We start from the raw sequence: 20,262 nt of genomic DNA on the forward strand, positions 1-20,262 counted from the left end.
CCAAGTTAGTTTATTTTTCAATAATCATTTCAATCGACAGATTAATAGGTATTAATGACAAAGCTATCTTTTCCTTTACGAAATCAGATAATTATATTTTCACTTTTACTGGCAATTGGGTTTTCATGTAAACCACAAAAACACCAAACCGGATTATTGGGTAATAAGGCCATGGTTGTCAGTGCACACCCATTGGCTTCAGAGGTAGGCAAAACTATTCTTCTTAAAGGAGGAAATGCAGTGGATGCAGCCATAGCAGTACATATGGCCCTTGCCGTAGTATACCCACAGGCAGGAAATATTGGTGGTGGGGGCTTTATGGTTATCAGAGAAAATGATGGAACCGTTCATTCTTTAGATTATAGAGAAAAGGCTCCAATAAATGCTGACAAAGACATGTACCTTGATGCAGAAGGAAATGCTTTACCAGAGAAAAGTCAAAATGGCCATTTGGCTTCGGGCGTACCCGGAGCAGTAGATGGAATGGTCAGGGCTTATGAAAAATTTGGTTCACTTCCTTGGGAGCAATTGATAAACCCAGCCATTAAACTTGCTGAGAATGGTTTTGAATTAACCGAAAAAGAGGCCGATTTTTTTTCAGCATATGCAAGCAAACTAAAAAAACACTCTACAGTAGACCCCACTCATTTTACCTCCAAATCCTTTAAAAAAGGGGATTTCTTAATCCAAAAAGATCTAGCGAGAACCCTCACCTATATCCGAGACAAAGGAAGAGATGGTTTTTATTCAGGAAAAGTGGCCGATCTTTTAGTAGAAGAGATGACTAGAGGGGGAGGAATCATCAATCACCAAGATTTAAAACATTACAGCAGCAAATGGAGAACACCATTGAGAGGCACTTATAAAAACTATGGCATTATAACCATGGGTCCACCAAGCGGAGGAGGAATAATATTGCTTCAGATGTTAGGTACAATAGAGGATTACAAGGTTTCCAATAGCAAAGATAAATTTGTGGATTACCTGCATCTAAAAACAGAAATGGCGCGAAGAATATTTGCTGATCGAGCAGCTTACATGGCTGATTCAGACTTTTATCCAGTGCCCATCAATCAATTAATCACCAAAGACTATTTATTGGAACGTTTTAAAAGTTTTAATCCTAATAAGGCTACACCATCATCAGAAATTAAAGAGGGAGAAATCGATCAAGAAAGTGAAGAAACCACTCATTTTTCTATTATTGACCCCGATGGAAATGCCGTTTCAAGTACTACAACCTTAAATGGAAACATGGGATCCAAAGTATTGGTAGCAGGTGCAGGCTTTATCCTCAACAATGAAATGGATGATTTTTCTATAAAACCGGGATTTCCAAACATGTTTGGTGTGCTGGGAGGTGAAGCCAATAAAATCGAACCTGAGAAAAGGATGCTTAGCTCTATGAGTCCCACTATTTTAGAGAAAGATGGTGAGTTATTTATGGTTGTAGGTACGCCAGGTGGATCCACAATTCCAACATCTGTTTTTCAGACCATTATCAACGTGGTCGAATTTGATATGGGAATGCAACAGGCGGTTGACGAACCCAGGTTTCATAGCCAATGGAAACCTGATTTGATCAGCTATGAAAATAGCTTTTCAAACAAGCGTTTATTTGAAGATTTGAGGAAAAAAGGCCACATCCTTAAAGAAAGAGGTTCAATCGGAAAAGTAGATGCCATTTTGATCCGTGATAATGGCACTTTAGAAGCAGGGGCTGATTCTCGAGGGATGGATACAGCTGCTGGGTTCTAGTATTCATCATTTACACAACCTCAAAACATGTGGGCTGGTCCCGGGAATACGCTCAATAATACCCCTTGCCTCGAGGTCTAATTTTACTGAAACAAGATACCAAGGTACTGACCCATCCAAACTATCCTCTAAAGAGGCCTTGGCTAGTTCATTTAATTCCTTGTAGGTGATTTCTTTCCTTTCTTCCAACGTTTTAAGGACAAAGGTTTTTATTAAGGTGTATTTAGACACCAAAATATTGACCCCTTTCTTGCCATCCGGATGAAGTGTCAAAATTCTATCTTCCATAATAATGTCATTGTTAAGTGGGCCCTATTTTCTAAATTCACTTTAAGCTACAAAAAAACATCAATAGGAATACTATTATTAGGATTAGTAAACTTGTTTGATATCAAGTCTTTGGAATTATTCCAAGCCATGTTCATTGGACAGATAGCGCAATGCTTCTTCTAATACCAAATCTGTCTGTGCGTTTATCGATGCTTCTGTATTTTTAACAAAAACATCAGGCTCATGACCTATGCCATCCAAGCTTTCTCCATTAGGCAATAAAAATTGCTGAATGGAATAAACATACTTCCATCCATTGGGAAGAAATCGCATATTACTTACCGTAGAAAAGTCACCGGCTGTGGTATCTCCCATTTGAATGACATGATCAAAAGCTTTCATATGTAGCAGGAAAACTTCACCTGCACTGATGGTTTTTCTGTCCGTAAGTACAATAACAGGCTTGGTATATGAATTGTCACCATCAAATTGAGTGTGGTATATATTCTTCTCATCAAAATCATTATATCCTTTTCCATTTCTGGTCTGTACACTGTATATTTCATGAACTCCATCAGAAAAGGCTTGAGCAATTCTTGCTGAATACCTGTCATCTCCCCCACTATTTTGCCTTATGTCCAAAATAATGGCTTTAGTATTTTCAAAGTTTCTAATTATTTCATCCATTACCGAAGGATTATCACCATCCATAGTACCCAAATAAATGTAGCCTATATTTTTGTCTTTTACTTGCCCAAACAAGAGTTCATCTTCTGACCCCACCTCGGTTTTGGTAGCTATATACTTTGAGAGCAATAATTCAGCGCTAAATTCAGCTGTAGACTGCTCATTGAGCGCATAGCCGGATTTATACCTAATATTTCCATTGTAGAGCGTCGTGTGGCTGTCGTCTAAGTGTTCTACCATTTCCGTCATCACTTCCCATAGTCCCTCATTGGAAAGATCATCAGTAACTTGTGGTCGATAAATCTGATACAGCTGCTTCCAATTGATCCCTCTCACTTCAAAGAGACTGTAATGCCGGTCAAAATCATTCCATAAGATTTCAAAGTTTTGCGAAGGTGTATTGGGTGCCTCTTCACCTAAGATTGCCTCTTCACAGCTGAATAAAAAAATGGAAATCAATATTATGCAAAAGTTTTGTCGGTTCATGGGAATAGGATAATCAATAGACAAGGTTTTTTTTATTTTCTTAATTTGAACTTGTAGAAAGCCTTTCATTGGTTTAAAATTTTAAGGTTATTCCGGTTGCAGGTGTCATTGCCATCCGCTTGTATGAGTGTAAATTGTTTACTTTTTGGAAGGAAATTGAATAGTCTAAGTTCCATGCCAACCCCGGTAAAATTTGGAAGGCATAAGCCAAACCCCAATCCAAGCCTAAATATTGACCAAAAGAGGCAGGCTCTCCTTGAAGCATAATTTTTACCGGATTATCTTGGTTCTCTATTATAAACTCATCGATCCCATTGTAGGGAGGTCTACCTAAAAATTGGACAATTGGTACACCAATAGAAGTTTGAATGCTATGCTTGTCATTAATCCTTTTTGCAACCAATCCCTTGATTACCAAACCTTGGGAGGAAGTATAACTAAATGCATCCAAATCATTCCAATCAATAAAAAAAGCATTGGTTTCATAAGCTCCTCCCATATAAAAGTCTAAAGATTCTTTATCGTTTTTAATTCGAAATAAGTATTGCACGCCAATATTTATGTCTAAAAAGGTGTTGATGAATCCACTTGTCTCATTGGACCTCACCTCCCCTGCACCATAGCCTACTGATATCCCAAAAATATTTTCACCTATTCTTCGATAAGAAAGGCCATATTGCAATCCTGCTCCTCGATAGTGTAAGGGGGATAAAATATTATCCTTTAAATAATTGTCCTGATACCCTACCCTTAAACTAAGGAGCTTGTCTACAGGCCTAATTACCTCCTGCGCTTTTACCATACCCACCAATAGGAGAAAACAACAAGTATAAATGAGAATCTTTTTCATTTTAGAAAGTAAAGTTTTATAAGATTATTCCCGGTTAATAATAAGAAGACAACCAAGTAGTGGAATACCCTTAGTCCACCTGCAAAATATTCTAAAAAAAATTGCCAAGGTTAAAATTGCCTGTTCCCCAGAAGCAAAATACCATTGGCAATTATTACTCAAAAGAGGCTGCTATACCATCCTTAAAAGAGGTTCATTAATAAACTTCAAATTGAGAAGTAGAGAGGAGCTTCGTATTATTCTTTTAATAAATCATTTATGGCCTTCATCAATACCCCTTCTACCTCAGGAGCAACATTCGATGCCCGCTCACTGACCTCATACCCTCCTTTTTCATAAGCCAATGTGGTTCCAATATACCCCATACCAAGATCTCCATAAGCGGCCATGGTTACAAATAAATCCGGGCGGGCTGCTTTGGCTGCAAGTTGGTATTCTACAAAAAGTTCTCCGGGCATATGTAAAATTCTTGCATCATTAAGACTTAGGCAACTGATATCAATGGTTTTACCCGCCTGTGTCCTACGCAACCATGCCATTTTTCGGGCGATTCCACTATTTTTCTTTAATAGCTCATTGCTTAATTTTAACTCCTCTTGTATTTTAAACAAGTAGAGTGCCGGAGGCAAAGCCACCTTTTCTACTGACCACGAAATATTGGCAGCAGTTATAGGTTCTTTTTTTGTAGTCTCCCAAGCTTTTTCCATTCCATTTGCCAAACGTTGCGCAAAAACAAGTCTGTTTTCATGGGATCCATCATTGTATTTACCTGCAGCAATATTTCCTCCTGCCCCATTAAAATGTACATGTAGCGCATCAGGAACAGCCAATTGACGAAAAAATCTGGCTACGCCAACAAAATCAGGATTAGGAATACCTGTACGGTAATAACTCTGTGGGTGGGTAGCATAATAACTTAAAATTGCGACCGGATTGTTTTCATTCCAAAAACTAATAAGCGATAGTTCAGGGTCAATCAGCCCTTCAGGTTCGGCACGTATATCAGGATCTTTAGTAGTAGACATTCTCGTAACACGTACTTTACCATCATGCCCATAAATATTTCTATTTGAAGCTACTCTATCAACAATTGCTTTACCAATACCTAAATGTGTTACAGGTTGTGGAGCCGATAAAGCGCTTTTAACAGCCACTGTTAAACGTCGAAGCGCTTCACGAGGAAATGTACCATCATAGTAGGTAGGGTTAATTAATGCTGGATCTATCCCCGCTTCCAAAAGAATTTGCTCTGCTCCTGCATCAAACCTTGGGGCATCGTGCTGATGCAAAACATTCACTGAAATCCGCTCCGGAGTAGACCCAACAGCTGCCGCCAATGCTCTTCTAAATTCATCCATGCCTTCATTACCAATGGCAAGCCAATCTATGGAACATAATACTATAGGTAATCCAGCTCCTTGTAACACTATTCCTTTAGCCCTTAAACCTAGATCCCATTTGTTTATAGAAACATCATAGGCCAATGGACTTCCAACCGGTGGCGTAACATCTATATCAAAAGTGGATAAAAGCAACCCTTCTTCTTGTCTTTCTTGGAACTCTTCCCTGCTTTCAGCATTGTCTTTTCCTTCCACTATCGTTATTTGATGGAAAATAAGGGAAAAGACAACAAGTAAGACTGCAAAATTCAAATTAATATCTTTCATATTTTTAAGAATTAATAATTCATTGTTTCAAATAATATTTCACTACCCAAGCTAGATCCTGTAAAAATTACATGGAAAAAAGGAGAAACCTAGAGGTTTCTCCTTTAAAATTAAAGTATGAATTAATGGTCATTTCACCTTTTCTAATCAAATAATATATTCATTCTTGCTTAATATCCTGTGTTTTGAGGAAAATCAGCATCCACATTAAGATCAATTTGTTCTTGAGGTATCGGCCAACGGAAATTATGTTCCTCAATAGCTGCTCCAGGAACAAGAGGATTATCGTTGTATTTACGAACCCTTTCTAAAAGTTTACCGGTACGTCTCAATATTAATAGCCTCCATTCTTCTCCGTACAATTCTCTTACACGTTCATCCAACAAGAAATCCATATCAATATCGGATGCAGAGACAGGAGTTGCATTGGCACGTTCTCTTATTCTGTTCACATCTGCTGCTGCCAAGGCATTATTGCCCAACTCTAAATTTGCCTCGGCTCGAATTAGCAAGGTTTCAGCAAAACGCAATGCATACCAATCTTTGTGCGTAATCCCTCCTCCTGAGCGGTTAGGCTGCAAGAAATAATTTAAAGGATCAGTAAATTTAGTATGGATAGGGAAAATAATTTTAGTAGAATCCGCTATTGGGTCAGGTCTTGGTGGATCATAAAGGCTGAAGTCGATTTTTTGTTTGTCGAAAGCTGACTCAGGATTATCATAATAAAAATTGCGTTTTAAATTATGTTCAGCATTCCTGATATCAATGTCCCAATTGTCCTGCCATACTCCATAATAAACCAGACTGGTTCCTCTCCCATTTGCAGTTGGCCGACCAAGACTATCGGAATACCCCGTATACAAGCCATTATACAGTTCACCTTGAAAACCTTTTTTTCCATCAGGTGTAAGCCCGATATCAAAATAACGTGGTCCAAAAATATAGGCACTTGCTATTTGTCCTCCGCCGATTATAAAAGGCTCCACTTGAATGACCCACATGGCTTCCTTATTTTCCGGAAGATTATGATTTCCAAAACCAAAAAGGTCAAAAAACACATCTCCGGAGCCCCATACATCGTTGCCAAGCTTTGTTCCAAAACGGCTTAACATCAAATCGTAATCATAATCTTCAATAACATTTGAAGCTGCTTCTACGGCATTTTCAAAATCATCCTGTTCAAGGTAGGTTTCTGCCAGATAATGCCAAGCAGGTCCTTGGGTAATTCTTCCAGGAGCATCTTCTTCACCCGGTTTAGGTAAATTATTGGCGGCATATTGAAAATCTTCAACCATCAAGTTATGAATGTCTGCTACCGGGTTTCTAATAAAATCCGCTTTAGCAGAATTGATAGGCTCTGTCAAAAGTGGAATATCTCCATAAGTGGAAACCAAGTATCTGTAGGCAAAGCCCCTAAAAAAGCGGGCTTCTGCAATGTACTTGTTTTTACCGGCTTCACCCTCTGCAAACACTTCAGGATCGGCGCTTTCCACCCTATCAATCAAAACATTTGCCCATTGGATAATTTCAAAACCAACATTCCATGTTGCAATCACATTTCTCCAAACAGGAGTCATGTCAGTATAGGAGTTCAAATAAGAACCTCCAGGGCCGGGGGTTTCACCATTGTAACCAATATCTGAGCCATGTGTAGCCCAATTCATCACCCCAAATTCACCAAATGAATAATAGGCAACCCGAACACGGTCGTGAATAGCAGTTATACCTTGCAAGGCACCTGCTTCAGTTAAGTATGCATTGTCCGGTGAAAGAAAATCCAGTGGTTTTTCGTCCAGAATATCATCATTACAAGACGGAAATATAAACAGCGCAACTGCAGCCATCAGCAAAGATTTTACTGCAAGAATTTTTATATTTATGTTCATCGTTTTTATATTTATCAGGTTTTACTTAATTAAATAAGTTGAACGCTTATAAGCTTAGGTTCAAACCTAGAATGAAATTCCTCATAAGTGGCGTATCACTAACACCTGTTTCCGGATCCCAACCTTGCCATTGTGTCCATACATATGGATTTTTACTTGAAACATAAATCTGAGCAGATTGTAGTTTTAATTTATCCAAAAAGCTTTTGTTGAAGGTGTAGCCAAGTGAGATATCCTGTAACCTTACAAAACTTCTGCTTTGATAAATTCCACTTTGACGTAGCGGCACATTGTAAATACCTGTTGTATTGGTGGTGGGGTTTTCCGGGGTCCAATAGGGGTTTACCGCTGAATTGTTTCTTCTATCAGGAAAATAAAAGAGGGGATTTATGATGTCAGCGTTGTTAGCTTGATAATAATTTTTACCCCCTTGAATTGAATTGATAAATATGGAAAGGGTAAAATTATTATAAGTAAAACTATTGTTAAGGCTAAACCTATAGCTTGGAGATTCATAACCAACAACCTTCCTATCATTCGTAGGCTCTATTTCTCCATCGCCATTTTGATCCACATACCTAAACTGGCCAGGGTACCATCCATCCAGGGTATTGCCACTAAAGAACTCTTCCTCAGTCCAGACTCCTCCTGCCATTTCATAATCATAAATCGCACTGAGAGATTCACCTACAAACCAACCATTACCAATATCATTATCGTCTTCTCCCCCATACAATTTGGTGATTTCATCTCTATTGAGTGCAAAGGTGAAATTGGTTTCCCACCTAAGTGGCCCATCCATATTAATCGACCTCAAATCAAATTCAATTCCTTTGTTTTTCAAGCCACCAATATTTGTCCAGATATTGGCATAACCTGATGCTCTTGGGAGTTGTCTTAAAACCAACACATCTGTAGTATTTGCTGTATAAGCATTGACTGTACCGGTAATTCTATTTTGCCAAAAGCCAAAGTCTAAGCCTAGATTGTAAGAGGTAGTGGTTTCCCAAGCCAAGTTAACATTTCCAAGATTACTTGGGTAGAGTCCAATAGCAGTAGATTGTCCATAAACATAATAACGTGTTCCCATTCTGGACAAACTTGAATACCTACCAATTCCCTGATTACCATTTTTCCCATAAGATGTCCTCAACTTAAGGTATACATCAGAATCTTTGAGAAAAGACTCATCTGAAAGCACCCAAGCCAAAGAGGCTGAAGGGAAAGTTGCCCATTTATTTCCTGCACCAAATCCTGAAAACCCATCTCGTCGGACAGTACCAGTAAACATGTATTTGGATAGAAAACTATAATTGACACGGGCCATATAGGAAAGGCTATTTTCTTCGTAAGCTGAAGAGCTACCTGTGACAACTTCTGCCAAACCAATATTATTATACCCAAGAATTTCATTTTCAAAACCTGAAGCAGAGAGCGTTGAGGCATTGCCTGTCCTACCTTCCCTACTGAACAGGAATGTTCCATTGACTTGATGATCTCCAAAGGTTCTGGAATAGTTGATAATATTATTAAGGTTCCAATCTCTCGATTCCGAAGGGTTTTTAATCGCTAATCCCCTGTTATTAACTCCGGAAGGGGTTGAACTGGAATGGAAAGTATTGTTGTTTCTATTGGAATAAACATGGGAATAATTGAATTCATAATTAAGACCTTCTATCCATGGAACAGAAACCTTTAGCCTTCCAACAGCAAATAACTCATTGGTTATATCTGAATTGTCAATGTATTGGTAGACTAGCGGATAGGGTTGAAACAACTCGCCTCCCAAGTAAATATCATAATTGGGTTCCCCAATGTAATTGTTTACCAAAGGACTCGCTACCCTTGCATTCCCAAGGCTGGTTGGAATCCCTGAATTATCCCTAGTACTGTAACTTGCATTTAATCCAAAAGTCAACCAATCGGTAATTTCACTTTCTACATTACTACGCAGAGTAATCCTTTTGAACTTGTCATTGATCTGTATACCTTCCACATCGGTAAAGGAACCTGAGACGTAATAAGTAGAGCGATCCGTCATCCCTTGAAGGCTCAGGATGTAATTTTGCATGGGGGCCTTTTGCAAGACTTGGTCCACCCAGTTTATTTCATTTCCTGCCAGGTAGTTTTGTTGCTCTTCATAGGTTTTTAGATAGGATCCTACTATTTCCGGGTTGCTTAAATCAGGCCTTTGAGGTCTACCTTCTGCACTGCTAGGGTTGGTTTTGTACCAGGCATAAACTTTGCTTTGGTGATCCCAGTCTACCAAACGATTCGCAAATTCATCAGCATTCATTACCCGCATAGGGTTGTTTGTCATGTCCTGAAAACCAGTGTACATCCCAAAAGAAATGATAGGTTTTTCAGTCTTTCCTTTTTTTGTAGTGATCAGTAAAACACCATTTGCAGACCTTGAACCATATACGGCAGCAGCACTGGCATCCTTGAGTATATCTATCGATTCAACATCATTTACGTTAATGTTAGAAATACTTCCATTGTAAATTACTCCATCTAAAACGATCAACGGACCATCAGAAGCAGAAAGGGAGGTCTTACCTCTAATGGAAATATCCGGTTCACTGGAAGCACCGCCTCTTCCTTCAAGATTAACACCGGCTGAAGCTCCAATTAATGCCTGAAATAAGTTTACGTTGGCTTGATTGGATTTATCTTCCATATTAATTCGAGCAACAGACCCTGTCAAATCACTCTTCTTTGCCGTTCCATACCCTATGACCAAGACCTCATCCATGGAAGTCACATCCTCTTCCAGAACAACATCCAATACCGTTATATTTCCTACTTCAATATTTTGGGTAACGTACCCAATATAGGAAAAAGATAAAGTTGATCCCTCCGGTACAGTAATGGTGTATTTCCCCATCAAATCAGTTGCTGTCCCGGTGGTTGTCCCCGGAACAAACACGGTAACACCCGGAATGGATTCTCCAGTAACATCCGTAACGGTACCGCTAACGGTAATGTCCGCAAAAACATTTGCATTAGTTGAAAAGCGATTATTTTCAACCTTCTTAGAAGTTTCATTCTTCATGTCCGGCGCCAGCATTTTTCCTATGCCATAGGCCGAAGACATCAAATGAAAGGAAAAAGCGAGGATTAAGATCCCAACTTTTGCGTTCAAAGTCTCATGTAGTGGTCTATTCATCTTTTAGGGTTTTAGTACGACAAATTTCATTAATCATAATTTAACATATTTAATACTTCAATTCATTAAGTTATGAAAATTATTAATTACTTACCTCAATAGCAAGCAACTTATATTTTTATTATGATAAATGGTATCTAATAAAGACTTACGAAACCCTAATGAAGTATTTGAATTTATTAAATAAAATAGAATTTTGGGGGTCTTAGTCCCTCTTTATAAATGCATCACTTATAAGGTGTAAAATTAGTTTCCGGATATTTAAAATGTTTTTGTCTGATTAGCCTATTTATTAATACTATTTACAATATTAATTTTACATGAATGGCAGATTAACAAAATTAAAAAACACCCTTCAAATAAAATATAATGACAGAAATCCGATATAATGGTTTGGTATATGGTAGCCATTAAATACGAGTATTATATTTTTAAAAGTATTTTATTCACTTTAATGGGATGATTAGACCTATTTTTATTTGATGCTCGAGTAACATTGAATACATCAAAAAAGTCAAATACCAAGACTTAATCTCTTGGAATTCAAATTGGTTTCGATAAGCTAATTCTTTGATACCCCGACCATTGAAATACAAAGTTCATCAATCGAACAAAAAATTTAACATGAATAAACCGATTTATAGACTCTTAAACTCAAACCATTCAATAGACACACTAGTACACCATCCGGAATAAACCAACCCTAACAGCTATTTTTCAGTAGGGACTTCCTTGCCGGATTTCATAAAAAATAATTCTCTTCCAATATTTATTAAAAAACAACTTATGTAAAAAATCTAGTACGTTTGTTCAATTTATTACCAGCTAGTTGGTCGATAATCTTTTAAAAATTTGCCACACCAGTGTTTACCCACATTGATTCCATCGAATAAGGGATCTAAAACCCGGGCTGCGCCATCTACAATGTCCAGTGGGGGCTGGAAATCATGAATTTCTTCCTTTTTCCTTGCCAATTCAATCGGATCCTCATCAGTAACCCATCCGGTATCTACGGCATTGGTATAGATACCAAACTTGGCAAATTCTGCTGCAGAAGTTAGGGTCATCATATTCAGTGCCGCTTTGGCCATATTGGTATGCGGATGACGAGACTCTTTGTGATATTTATGGAATTTACCTTCCATGGCAGAAACGTTGATGATGTGTTTTTGACCGGTATTTTCTTTTTTCATCAAATGAATCAAGCGGTTATTGAGCACAAAGGGGGCAATGGAATTGACAAGTTGAACCTCCAACATTTCATTGGTAGGGATCTCTCCAAGTTTTAATCGCCAACTGTTTGTTTTCCTTAAGTCAACTTGTTGAAGGTCAGCATCCATCTTCCCGGTAGGAAAAACAGCATCAGGCTCCAAGGCATGATCTATTGTATAAGGGATCTGAGATAATTTAGCCGAAGCGCTTAAGCCAATACCCAATTGATCTCCTTTCCAAGCAACCGGTAAATTTCTATTCGCTTCTTCATTGTTATTAAAAGCGTTCAACTCCTTTAAGCATGCCCTATGATCTGAAAGCATATTTTTTACTAATGCAGGCAAATGGATATTATCCAATTCTTCTTTTTTCAATAAATGTTTATAAAATCCCGCGGGACGTCTCACTGTCTGAGCTGCATTATTGACCAATACATCCAGGCTAGAATATTGAGAGATAATGAAATTACAGAATAGTTCTACACTTGGAATATGCCTCAAATCCAACCCGTGAATTTTAAGACGCGATTCCCATATTAAAAAATCATCCTCCTTGGAAAAACGAGTAGCAGCATCTATCGGAAATCTTGTCGTGGCAATGACGGTGGCACCGGCACGCAACATCATCAGGCATATATGATAACCAATTTTAAGCCTCGCTCCTGTCACCAAGGCCACCTGACCGGTGAGATCTGCGGTTTGAAAACGCTTGGCATAATTAAAATCCCCACAGGCGGTGCACATGGTATCATAGAAATGGTGAAGGGAGGTAAATACCTCCTTACAAACATAACATTCTCGAGGAGCGACTGAAGTGCTATTGCTCCTTTTTTCTTCTGCTTTGTTTGCTACCATTTTTGGAGCTTCAAAGACTAGGGATTCTCTGGCACTACGGATACCTGTTTGATTACGTGCAAGCTTGTCATGGAATGCCCTTTCTTTCTTGACCTTTTTCTTTGCGTTTTTCTTTCGCTTAATCAGCTCCTCTTTTTGAGGTCTTGAGAGTCGGCCTGCTTGGGTAATTAATTCAATTCTACGATCCAAAGGAATATTGAATATCTGGTCCGTATCATTATTTAATATTTCTAAAATTGCAATGCATTGATCAATCTGATCTTTGCCTAGCTGACCATTGTCTTTCTTGGTTTCCATTAATGCGCTTGATACTTGAGAGGAATAGGTAGCATTTTTGCTTGTTTCATTCCAAGAAACAAAGGTACACCCTTTTCTATGATACCTATTGGAAATACCATTTTACTGCCCATAGTAAATGTGCAAGCGAGATTTTCAATAAACGAGGGGAAATTGATCAGTATTGAACCCAACACTAAAAAAAATTGGCCAATTATAAATACCTCCCCTTATCCTTCGAATTCATCTCTAAAAATTTGATGCTTATTTTTTCTTAGTTTCTTATTCCGTTGGGATTTCTTTTTAGCCGAAGCTTTATTTTTATCAGATTTAAAATGCATACTTGCTTCCGATAAACTTGATCCCTGCTTGATCATCAAACCGTTATAAGGGCAGTGGTCGTAGCCACAATCGTGTTTAGAATAAGCTCCAAAATTTCTATGCTTAATTTTTTTATCTGTTAGTATTTTTTCTTGATTGAAACGAATATCAGACCAAATTTGTCTTTCATCAGCTACTGTTAGTTCTACCCCTAGCGTAATTAGATCAAAATAAGTTTTAGGGTCTTTTAATTGATAAAAATTAAAAGTCTTTTCAAAAACCCTATTGGCATAATCTCGAACTTCTATTCGCTCATTTAATTCAAGTCCTTCATTTTCACAAATTGAACGGTACAAGCCCAAAGTATTAAAGTCTGAATAAGCTGAGTAGTTGTCAATATAGAGAAGGTATTCCTCTTTACTTAATTGGTTGAATTGCTTTCCGATTTTCATTGTATGGTTAAAAGTTGTTTAATGTTTGATAAAAAAGTAGTCAAAGAAAATTAATTTTTGGTAGCTATATAAAAAACTTCCAAGCTACCTATAAAGATAAAATTTTATTCTCAGAATTCCTTACTTAAGTAAATAAGCTACAACAGAAGGAAATTCTCCCATTGTAGCTTTAAGGTTTTTGCATGGTAATTCATTCCATATCAGGTTTTACCCAATCTTTAATCCCAGTTGTTTCCACTTGCTTCTGATATTCTACCCAAAAAGGCTTTTCTTTGGCCAATGGGGCATTTTCATTTACCATCAGCGGTCTGACATCAGACCACCAAGCCTCATAGGCAGCTCTCATCTCTGCTATCAGTTCAGGCTGCTCCTCGGCTATATTATTTTTTTCTCCCGGGTCTTGTGATAGGTCATACAGTTCATTGTTGTTTACAAATCGATACCGTTTGTTTCTTACTGCAAATTTTTTGTATTTTGAATTATCCGGATTGGATGTTTCTTCAGTCCCTACCCACCTGTCAGTTCCATCTTGGCCGGAAATATTGTTGGGATTTAAGGGCCATCTACCTCCATGAAAAAATCGAAACCTATCTTCAGATGGTATACTGTCATTTATTAAATTGGAATAAAAGCTTTTGCCATCCAAGTCAGGGATATCAGAGATGTCAATATTGGCAATCTCTGCAAAAGTAGGCAATAGATCGTAGTGGTTAAGCATCACATCTACTTCATTACCTTGCCTAAATACATTTGGCCATCTTATAAAAAAAGGCACCCTTGTTCCCCCTTCATAGACGCTTCCTTTAAAACCTCTCATTCCAGCATTATAAGTCTCTCCATGTACTGTATTGTAACCGCCATAAGTCTTGCCATTGTCTGTCATAAATATCAAAATAGTATTTTCAGCAATACCCCAAGCATCCAACTTATCCATCAATACCCCTAAATTATCATCTACGTTTTCAATCATTCCATAAAAACCCTGGGCATCTTCCGGATAGCCTTGATCAATGAATTTTTTCTTGTATTTTTCAGGAGCAATAAAAGGCCCATGTGGCGCATTTGTGGTGATATAGGCAAAAAATGGTTCCTTGGCAGAAGATTTTTGCTGGATCCAAGACAAGGCTTGAGTAAAGAATACATCCGTGCAAAAACCCGCTGTCTTTACAAAAGTACCGTTATGTTTGACAACCGGATCAAAATAACCATTATCTGGTACATCGGCACAGGATCCTGCATAAGCCTGGCCAATCCCGCCGGCTCCATGAATAAACACCTCATCAAATCCACGACTGTCGGGTTGATACTCCTGTTCATCTCCCAAATGCCATTTACCGAAAATTCCACTCGTATAACCTCCCCTTTTTAACACCTGAGGCAAAGTAGTTAAACCCAGTGCCATTCTTTCTCTTTCCAAAATGGTGTGAGTAATTCCATTCTTAAAAGGATGTCGTCCACTCATAAGAGCAGATCTGGTAGGTGCACAGGTGGGACTAACTTGAAAATCTTCCAAACTGATACTCTGAGTTTTCAACTTGTCCATATTTGGTGTAGATACATCAGGGCTTCCATGGGCCGAAATGTCTCCATACCCTTGATCATCTGTCATCACCAAAATGATATTGGGTGGTATTGGTTCCTCCTCATTTTCCGGTTTACAACTAAAAATTAATAGGAAAAGTCCAAAGTATAAAAATGTATTTAACAGGAAAGTGTTTTTCATGGTGATTACTATTAGTGATTTGTTTACAATAATAGCAATAAGATGCGAAAAACAGGTGCATTTTGCTTGATTACCGTAATATATAGATTAGTTAATTATTAATGTGAGAAAGGTTAATTATTAATCGTTAATGTGGAAATGGATAATTATTAATGCGGGAATGGTTAATTGGTGGTGGATTTGAGCGTATAAATTTCAATTATCACATAGCAAATCATGTACTTCTAAAAGGTAAAGGTCCTTGAATTTACCGAAGCCTCACAATGCCAACTAAGTCCTTCGAAGCCAAAGGTTATTGAATCCAAATGTTCTGCCCCATCCCCTTCACCACATTACTGATCACCACATCACCCGCTCACTCCATCACCCCATCACTCAATAACAGTAAGATAAAGGGTCTATACAGGTACTAAATAACTTCTATATGAAAGAATGTTAATTAAATAATAGTAGAAACTTTTCTCTATAAAAAATAATATATAATTTGATAAAAAGTATAAGAAGAAAAAAAAGAATGATTAATTGATACCCTATAGGAAGAATCATTAAAAATAGACAATATGTTTAAAACCGCTTATTTTGCTGACCAAAGGCTGGAGATTGTCATTTTAGGTCCAATGAGGGGTGAGGAAAACGACAGCAGTATTCAGATCCGAAATGCTTTAAAAGAAATTCTCCAAGATAAAAATTGCAGGGGATATTTAGATAAATATGGAGTGCCGGAGGATAATGTATCCATTACCTTTCCGGAAGAATGGAGGGGGGCCAGCATAGAACGTGATGTTTTTTCCAAACTTGACACGGCAGATCTGGTCGTATTTAATATTACTCCTCGAGAAGGAGAGACAAACCCATCCCCCAATGTGTTTTATGAGCTTGGACTTGTGCATTCCCTGGGTTTACCTTACTTGATTTTAGTTCAAGATGAAATAGAAATCCCTTTTTATTTAAAAGGTATTCGTTGCTATGTAGTCAAAGCTTTTGAGAAGGAAGAACTTATTAAAAGCCTGCATCAACCTCTAGAAAACTTTCTCTCGGACAATTCTCCTTATTCCTTTACAGAAAATATTATTTCTCGCTTTTACGAGGGCTTGCCCGTTGTAGACATTTCAGCTGCAGTCGGATTGGCTACCGGGTATTATATGAATTTTGTAAGGAGAATTCTAAAAGATGGTGGTTTTATCTCCCATTACCCTGATAAGATAAAAAGGCTTATTGTAGTTAGGCCCATAAGCGTCTTTAACACTTATGAAGAAGATGTAAGCACGATGAAGGAGAAGCTTAAAGCTGCCGGTTTTGAATTGGAATTCGAAAAGTTAGCCCCTATCCTTTCCGATAAAGACGGTGGAATTTGGTTTGATCATATTAATGGTACTGTAATCGATATTCCCCGTACCATTTACCCATTAAAGCGTTCTCCACGGTTACTCAGTCTCCGGAAACGAATACATCAAGACCCCAACCAACAAGATGGCCAACTAAGGATATCCCTTCTTAATGAAGCTGCTGAAAAGTTATTAGGAAAAATCGAATCCATAATCAAATATCATATAAGAAATGATTCGGAACGGGTTAAGGAAGGGTTATTAGAGTTTGTATCGGTGGAAGGGTTGGTGGATCGATTAAAGTAGGTGCATCATATACTAGCTCCATCCTATCAAGCTAAAACCACTATTTTTTGCTTTATTCTACCTATACCGGATAAATCTACTTTACCTAAACTCCTTTTTATCCAAATCTTACACCTTAGTCCTAAATACTGGCTACTTCATTGTGATTTGTTTTCCATACTGATTTAAATTCATCAATGCAATAAAATAAGGAATCCCCTCTATCTGGTGAAAATCTTTCATTTGTTCATTTTCAGGTAAATCCTTAAAGCTAAGCAATAGGTTATGAAGCTTCTGTGCTTTGTAGGTCTCCTTGTAAGTTTTCCAATCTGTTCCTACAATTGGTCTCCAGCCATGCAGAATTTTCATGGTGTTCCACCTACGGTGTTCCACCACTCCCAGCACTTCAACCTCCCCTTTGGTCCAAAAATTTTCAAAATTTTCCTTTTCCGGAACTTGATCCGATAGTACCCACTTCTTATCGTATGCTGTTACCTTTATCCAAAGGTGATCAGCTGCCTGTCTGTTCCCCTCCCGATCTGTTTCAGACAGGCTTTTCCAACAGTAACGCATCATATTCCCCATTCCCTCCAAAACAAAACTGTCAGTTAAAGCTTGAAACCACAGATCTTTTAATCCCTCAATTTTGAGTTTTAATTCATCGTCATATGGAAGTGCTTCCTTATTGGAAGCATACCCTCTTTTCAATGCGCTTATTTTTGATATCAATTTTGCAAACCATTTTTCTACCTCAAGAGAGGTCCTTACAGATCGTTTCCCAAAATCATATAGGAGGTAGTACCATAAGGCTATTTGTTTGGCCAAATGGTCTGCTTCCTTATTTTGGATTGCCTTACAGGAAAATTCATGTAGATAATTACCAAAGCATTTTACAGGCATATGCGGGGCCTGCGCATTAAGTTTTTGTTCTAAATAAACCTCTTCTTGCGCATCCGGAAAATTATAAAAGCAATAGGCCTGTAAATCATAAGTTGGGTTTTCGAGTTTTATTCGTTCCAAGCCGGGTAATACCGAGGTTAAAATGGAAGCACTTTCCAAGCCAGAATGAAGGCATGCGAAAAACTTTAACTTCTTATAGTGATTTAAGTTTTGAATCAAAGGGCCTTGGGGATGGGTAATTTGTTGGGGAATCAATGGTAAAGGATAAAAAAGTATCCGGTCGCTTGTCTTACACTCATCCTGTTTTCCATAAAATGTCCAGTCTGTAACGCTATTAAAAATTGTATCCGTTTCTTTTTCGCTTTCATTAAACAGGTATGGATATTCTTTTTTAAAATACTCAACAGCCTTGGCATCTGATTCCGGATAAAAAACCAAGATTCTGGGCAAGGGGAATTTTGAAAAGACCAATTGTTGTATTGATTTTAAAACAAGGGACCTCCCAAGTGAACCAAACCCAACGATGATTATGGAGCAACTAAGAGGAGTTCCTCTTAACTCAGGAAACCCTGCCATCATGCGGCGAGCAGTATTGTCAGCATGACTGAATACCGTGAGTGCATAGTTGGTACGTCCACTAATAGACTGTTGCAGTAATTGCTTAAGCTTTCTATCTTGAATATGGACAAACCAATCCTCATTTTTATGTTTTTTGACACTTGAAATCATTTGGTCCATTTCCATTACGCACCGAACGTTTTCTTCCTCGGAATTAGTCACTACAAATACTTGTGATGCATTTTGAAAATAGGTTTTCTTTAGAGATGTAGAACTTGTAGGTATACCATTAATTATCCATGCCCCCTCATTTCTGGCTAGCTCCACAAGGGTTGATGTAGGGTCCGGATTTAAAACCACAACTTTAACTCCTTTTTTATCTTTCGTTGAAGGGTTTCTTAGGTCTTTTAAAATATCATATGCCATTTCATTGAGACCTATTACAGCGGCAAAATTATTAGTCCATGTGGGACGTAATCTCCTGAAAGAAACCCATGAAAGGAAGTTTGAAATCATCCCTTTAAACCGGTTCCAGGCTCTATACTTGAAAAACAAAAACCGGTAAAAAACCTCTTTCCCTGAGGCAAAATATAGGGCAATAAAAAAAACAACAACTGTAAAACCCCCACCCAATATCCTAGCAACTTCAACTTGCCAGTTATAAGGATTATCGAAGACAGATCCATCTAAGGTGATCAAATTTGCCGAAAAAAATACACTATTTAAAAGCTCAGACCACGTTTTTTCTTTAAGCCCGTAATGTCCTATAACTCCCAAGACAAGTACACAACTCACCAATATTAAAGGAAGTAAAAACCGCAAGAATATACCTGTTGACACAGGAATTACATTTTTAATAAACCTGAAAATGGATCTAATTTTATTTAGGACAATATTTTTAGAATGGGTGGTAATTACAATTGTTTCCCAACCATATTTGCTTCTAGGTAAAATGGGCTGGTTTAAATACGATTGGGCAGATGGGATCGTATTCTTTTCACGGGGAGTATATAAATGATGAAGGGTGTATTGCACTTTTCTTCTCCAAAAATAACCTCTGGGGGATGGTTTATTTCTAAAATTAGCTACTACCTGCCAGGTACCTCCTGGCTTACCGGTGTCTATCCCATCCCATAAAGTCATTAAATGAGTGGCGTGTTTAACCAATATTTCTTCAAGAATTTCGTAAGGGGTTTGATCTTCGAGCGATTTGGAGGGCATTAATTTAAAGGTATAATAACCTCCTTTACTCTTTAACCCCTTTGCTCGATCTAAATCACCCTGCCCAAAAGTGGGAAAAATATCTTCGTCAATAAGCAGTAAGACTACTAAAATCCCCAAAATGGCGGCTTCTTTGGCAACCACCTCATCCGCACGCTCTGCAAAACCGGTAATAAGAACAAATTTTTTCGGATTTCCATTTACAATTTCTTCCAATTTGCTCCGGACTTTTTCTTGGATCGTATTATAGTCCTTAATCAAAAGGTCTTGATGGCCGGAATGGCCGATAACAGTTTTACTTTTCAACAAATGTTTGAATTCCCTAGACGATATTTGATTCATTTGTTATGACAATAAGTTTT

At 37.9% G+C, this 20,262-nt stretch carries 12 protein-coding genes; 2 read left to right on the top strand and 10 right to left on the bottom strand.

The window, feature by feature from the left end; all coding sequences use genetic code 11:
- Window positions 1–54 precede the first annotated feature (54 nt).
- Window positions 55–1,758 carry a gamma-glutamyltransferase gene (gene ggt, locus Q4534_RS02140; protein WP_303611520.1) on the top strand — a complete coding sequence of 568 codons (1,704 nt, stop codon included), beginning with the start codon at window positions 55–57 and terminating at the stop codon, window positions 1,756–1,758.
- A gap of 6 nt (window positions 1,759–1,764) precedes the next feature.
- Here ggt and Q4534_RS02145 read toward each other — a convergent pair whose 3' ends face one another.
- The 9 genes from Q4534_RS02145 to Q4534_RS02185 all read right to left on the bottom strand — a co-directional run bounded on the left by Q4534_RS02145 (window position 1,765) and on the right by Q4534_RS02185 (window position 15,611).
- Entirely contained in the window at window positions 1,765–2,046 is a 282-nt protein-coding gene (locus tag Q4534_RS02145) for a DUF6958 family protein (protein WP_303611521.1), read from the bottom strand.
- 117 nt (window positions 2,047–2,163) lie between these two features.
- Window positions 2,164–3,270 (bottom strand): S41 family peptidase, encoded by a 1,107-nt coding sequence (locus tag Q4534_RS02150; RefSeq protein WP_303611522.1) that lies wholly within the window; start codon window positions 3,268–3,270, stop codon window positions 2,164–2,166.
- Between the two features lie 4 nt (window positions 3,271–3,274).
- Complete coding sequence (locus tag Q4534_RS02155; protein ID WP_303611523.1) at window positions 3,275–4,051, bottom strand: hypothetical protein; 777 nt, start codon at window positions 4,049–4,051, stop codon at window positions 3,275–3,277.
- A gap of 236 nt (window positions 4,052–4,287) precedes the next feature.
- Complete coding sequence (locus tag Q4534_RS02160; protein ID WP_303611524.1) at window positions 4,288–5,718, bottom strand: hypothetical protein; 1,431 nt, start codon at window positions 5,716–5,718, stop codon at window positions 4,288–4,290.
- Window positions 5,719–5,888: 170 nt separating this feature from the next.
- Entirely contained in the window at window positions 5,889–7,604 is a 1,716-nt protein-coding gene (locus Q4534_RS02165; protein ID WP_303611525.1) for a RagB/SusD family nutrient uptake outer membrane protein, read from the bottom strand.
- 46 nt (window positions 7,605–7,650) lie between these two features.
- Window positions 7,651–10,773, bottom strand: coding sequence for a TonB-dependent receptor (locus tag Q4534_RS02170; protein WP_303611526.1), 3,123 nt, complete (start codon window positions 10,771–10,773; stop codon window positions 7,651–7,653).
- An 818-nt stretch (window positions 10,774–11,591) separates the two neighbouring features.
- The gene (locus Q4534_RS02175; protein WP_303611527.1) at window positions 11,592–13,136 is read right to left on the bottom strand and encodes an SDR family NAD(P)-dependent oxidoreductase; all 1,545 of its coding nucleotides are present in this window, start codon (window positions 13,134–13,136) and stop codon (window positions 11,592–11,594) included.
- 209 nt (window positions 13,137–13,345) lie between these two features.
- Window positions 13,346–13,888 carry a hypothetical protein gene (locus Q4534_RS02180; protein WP_303611528.1) on the bottom strand — a complete coding sequence of 181 codons (543 nt, stop codon included), beginning with the start codon at window positions 13,886–13,888 and terminating at the stop codon, window positions 13,346–13,348.
- Window positions 13,889–14,078: 190 nt separating this feature from the next.
- Window positions 14,079–15,611, bottom strand: a complete 1,533-nt coding sequence (locus tag Q4534_RS02185; protein WP_303611529.1) for an arylsulfatase — start codon at window positions 15,609–15,611, stop codon at window positions 14,079–14,081.
- 560 nt (window positions 15,612–16,171) lie between these two features.
- Here Q4534_RS02185 and Q4534_RS02190 point away from each other — a divergent pair.
- Window positions 16,172–17,242, top strand: a complete 1,071-nt coding sequence (locus Q4534_RS02190; RefSeq protein ID WP_303611530.1) for an STING domain-containing protein — start codon at window positions 16,172–16,174, stop codon at window positions 17,240–17,242.
- Between the two features lie 132 nt (window positions 17,243–17,374).
- Here the strand turns inward: Q4534_RS02190 and Q4534_RS02195 are convergent, their stop codons facing one another.
- Window positions 17,375–20,242 (bottom strand): NAD-binding protein, encoded by a 2,868-nt coding sequence (locus Q4534_RS02195; RefSeq protein WP_303611531.1) that lies wholly within the window; start codon window positions 20,240–20,242, stop codon window positions 17,375–17,377.
- Window positions 20,243–20,262: the final 20 nt, after the last annotated feature.

Origin of the sequence: Cyclobacterium sp. 1_MG-2023 (genome assembly GCF_030546805.1) — a bacterium.
Lineage (GTDB): Bacteria > Bacteroidota > Bacteroidia > Cytophagales > Cyclobacteriaceae > Cyclobacterium.

Excerpts from the sequence above, each read along its gene's own strand:
- Q4534_RS02195 (WP_303611531.1), bottom strand. The coding sequence starts at position 20,242 with ATGAATCAAATATCGTCTAGGGAATTCAAACATTTGTTGAAAAGTAAA.
- Q4534_RS02180 (WP_303611528.1), bottom strand. The coding sequence starts at position 13,888 with ATGAAAATCGGAAAGCAATTCAACCAATTAAGTAAAGAGGAATACCTT.
- Q4534_RS02170 (WP_303611526.1), bottom strand. The coding sequence starts at position 10,773 with ATGAATAGACCACTACATGAGACTTTGAACGCAAAAGTTGGGATCTTA.
- Q4534_RS02155 (WP_303611523.1), bottom strand. The coding sequence starts at position 4,051 with ATGAAAAAGATTCTCATTTATACTTGTTGTTTTCTCCTATTGGTGGGT.
- Q4534_RS02185 (WP_303611529.1), bottom strand. The coding sequence starts at position 15,611 with ATGAAAAACACTTTCCTGTTAAATACATTTTTATACTTTGGACTTTTC.
- Q4534_RS02150 (WP_303611522.1), bottom strand. The coding sequence starts at position 3,270 with ATGAAAGGCTTTCTACAAGTTCAAATTAAGAAAATAAAAAAAACCTTG.
- Q4534_RS02175 (WP_303611527.1), bottom strand. The coding sequence starts at position 13,136 with ATGGAAACCAAGAAAGACAATGGTCAGCTAGGCAAAGATCAGATTGAT.
- ggt (WP_303611520.1), top strand. The coding sequence starts at position 55 with ATGACAAAGCTATCTTTTCCTTTACGAAATCAGATAATTATATTTTCA.
- Q4534_RS02190 (WP_303611530.1), top strand. The coding sequence starts at position 16,172 with ATGTTTAAAACCGCTTATTTTGCTGACCAAAGGCTGGAGATTGTCATT.
- Q4534_RS02160 (WP_303611524.1), bottom strand. The coding sequence starts at position 5,718 with ATGAAAGATATTAATTTGAATTTTGCAGTCTTACTTGTTGTCTTTTCC.
- Q4534_RS02165 (WP_303611525.1), bottom strand. The coding sequence starts at position 7,604 with ATGAACATAAATATAAAAATTCTTGCAGTAAAATCTTTGCTGATGGCT.
- Q4534_RS02145 (WP_303611521.1), bottom strand. The coding sequence starts at position 2,046 with ATGGAAGATAGAATTTTGACACTTCATCCGGATGGCAAGAAAGGGGTC.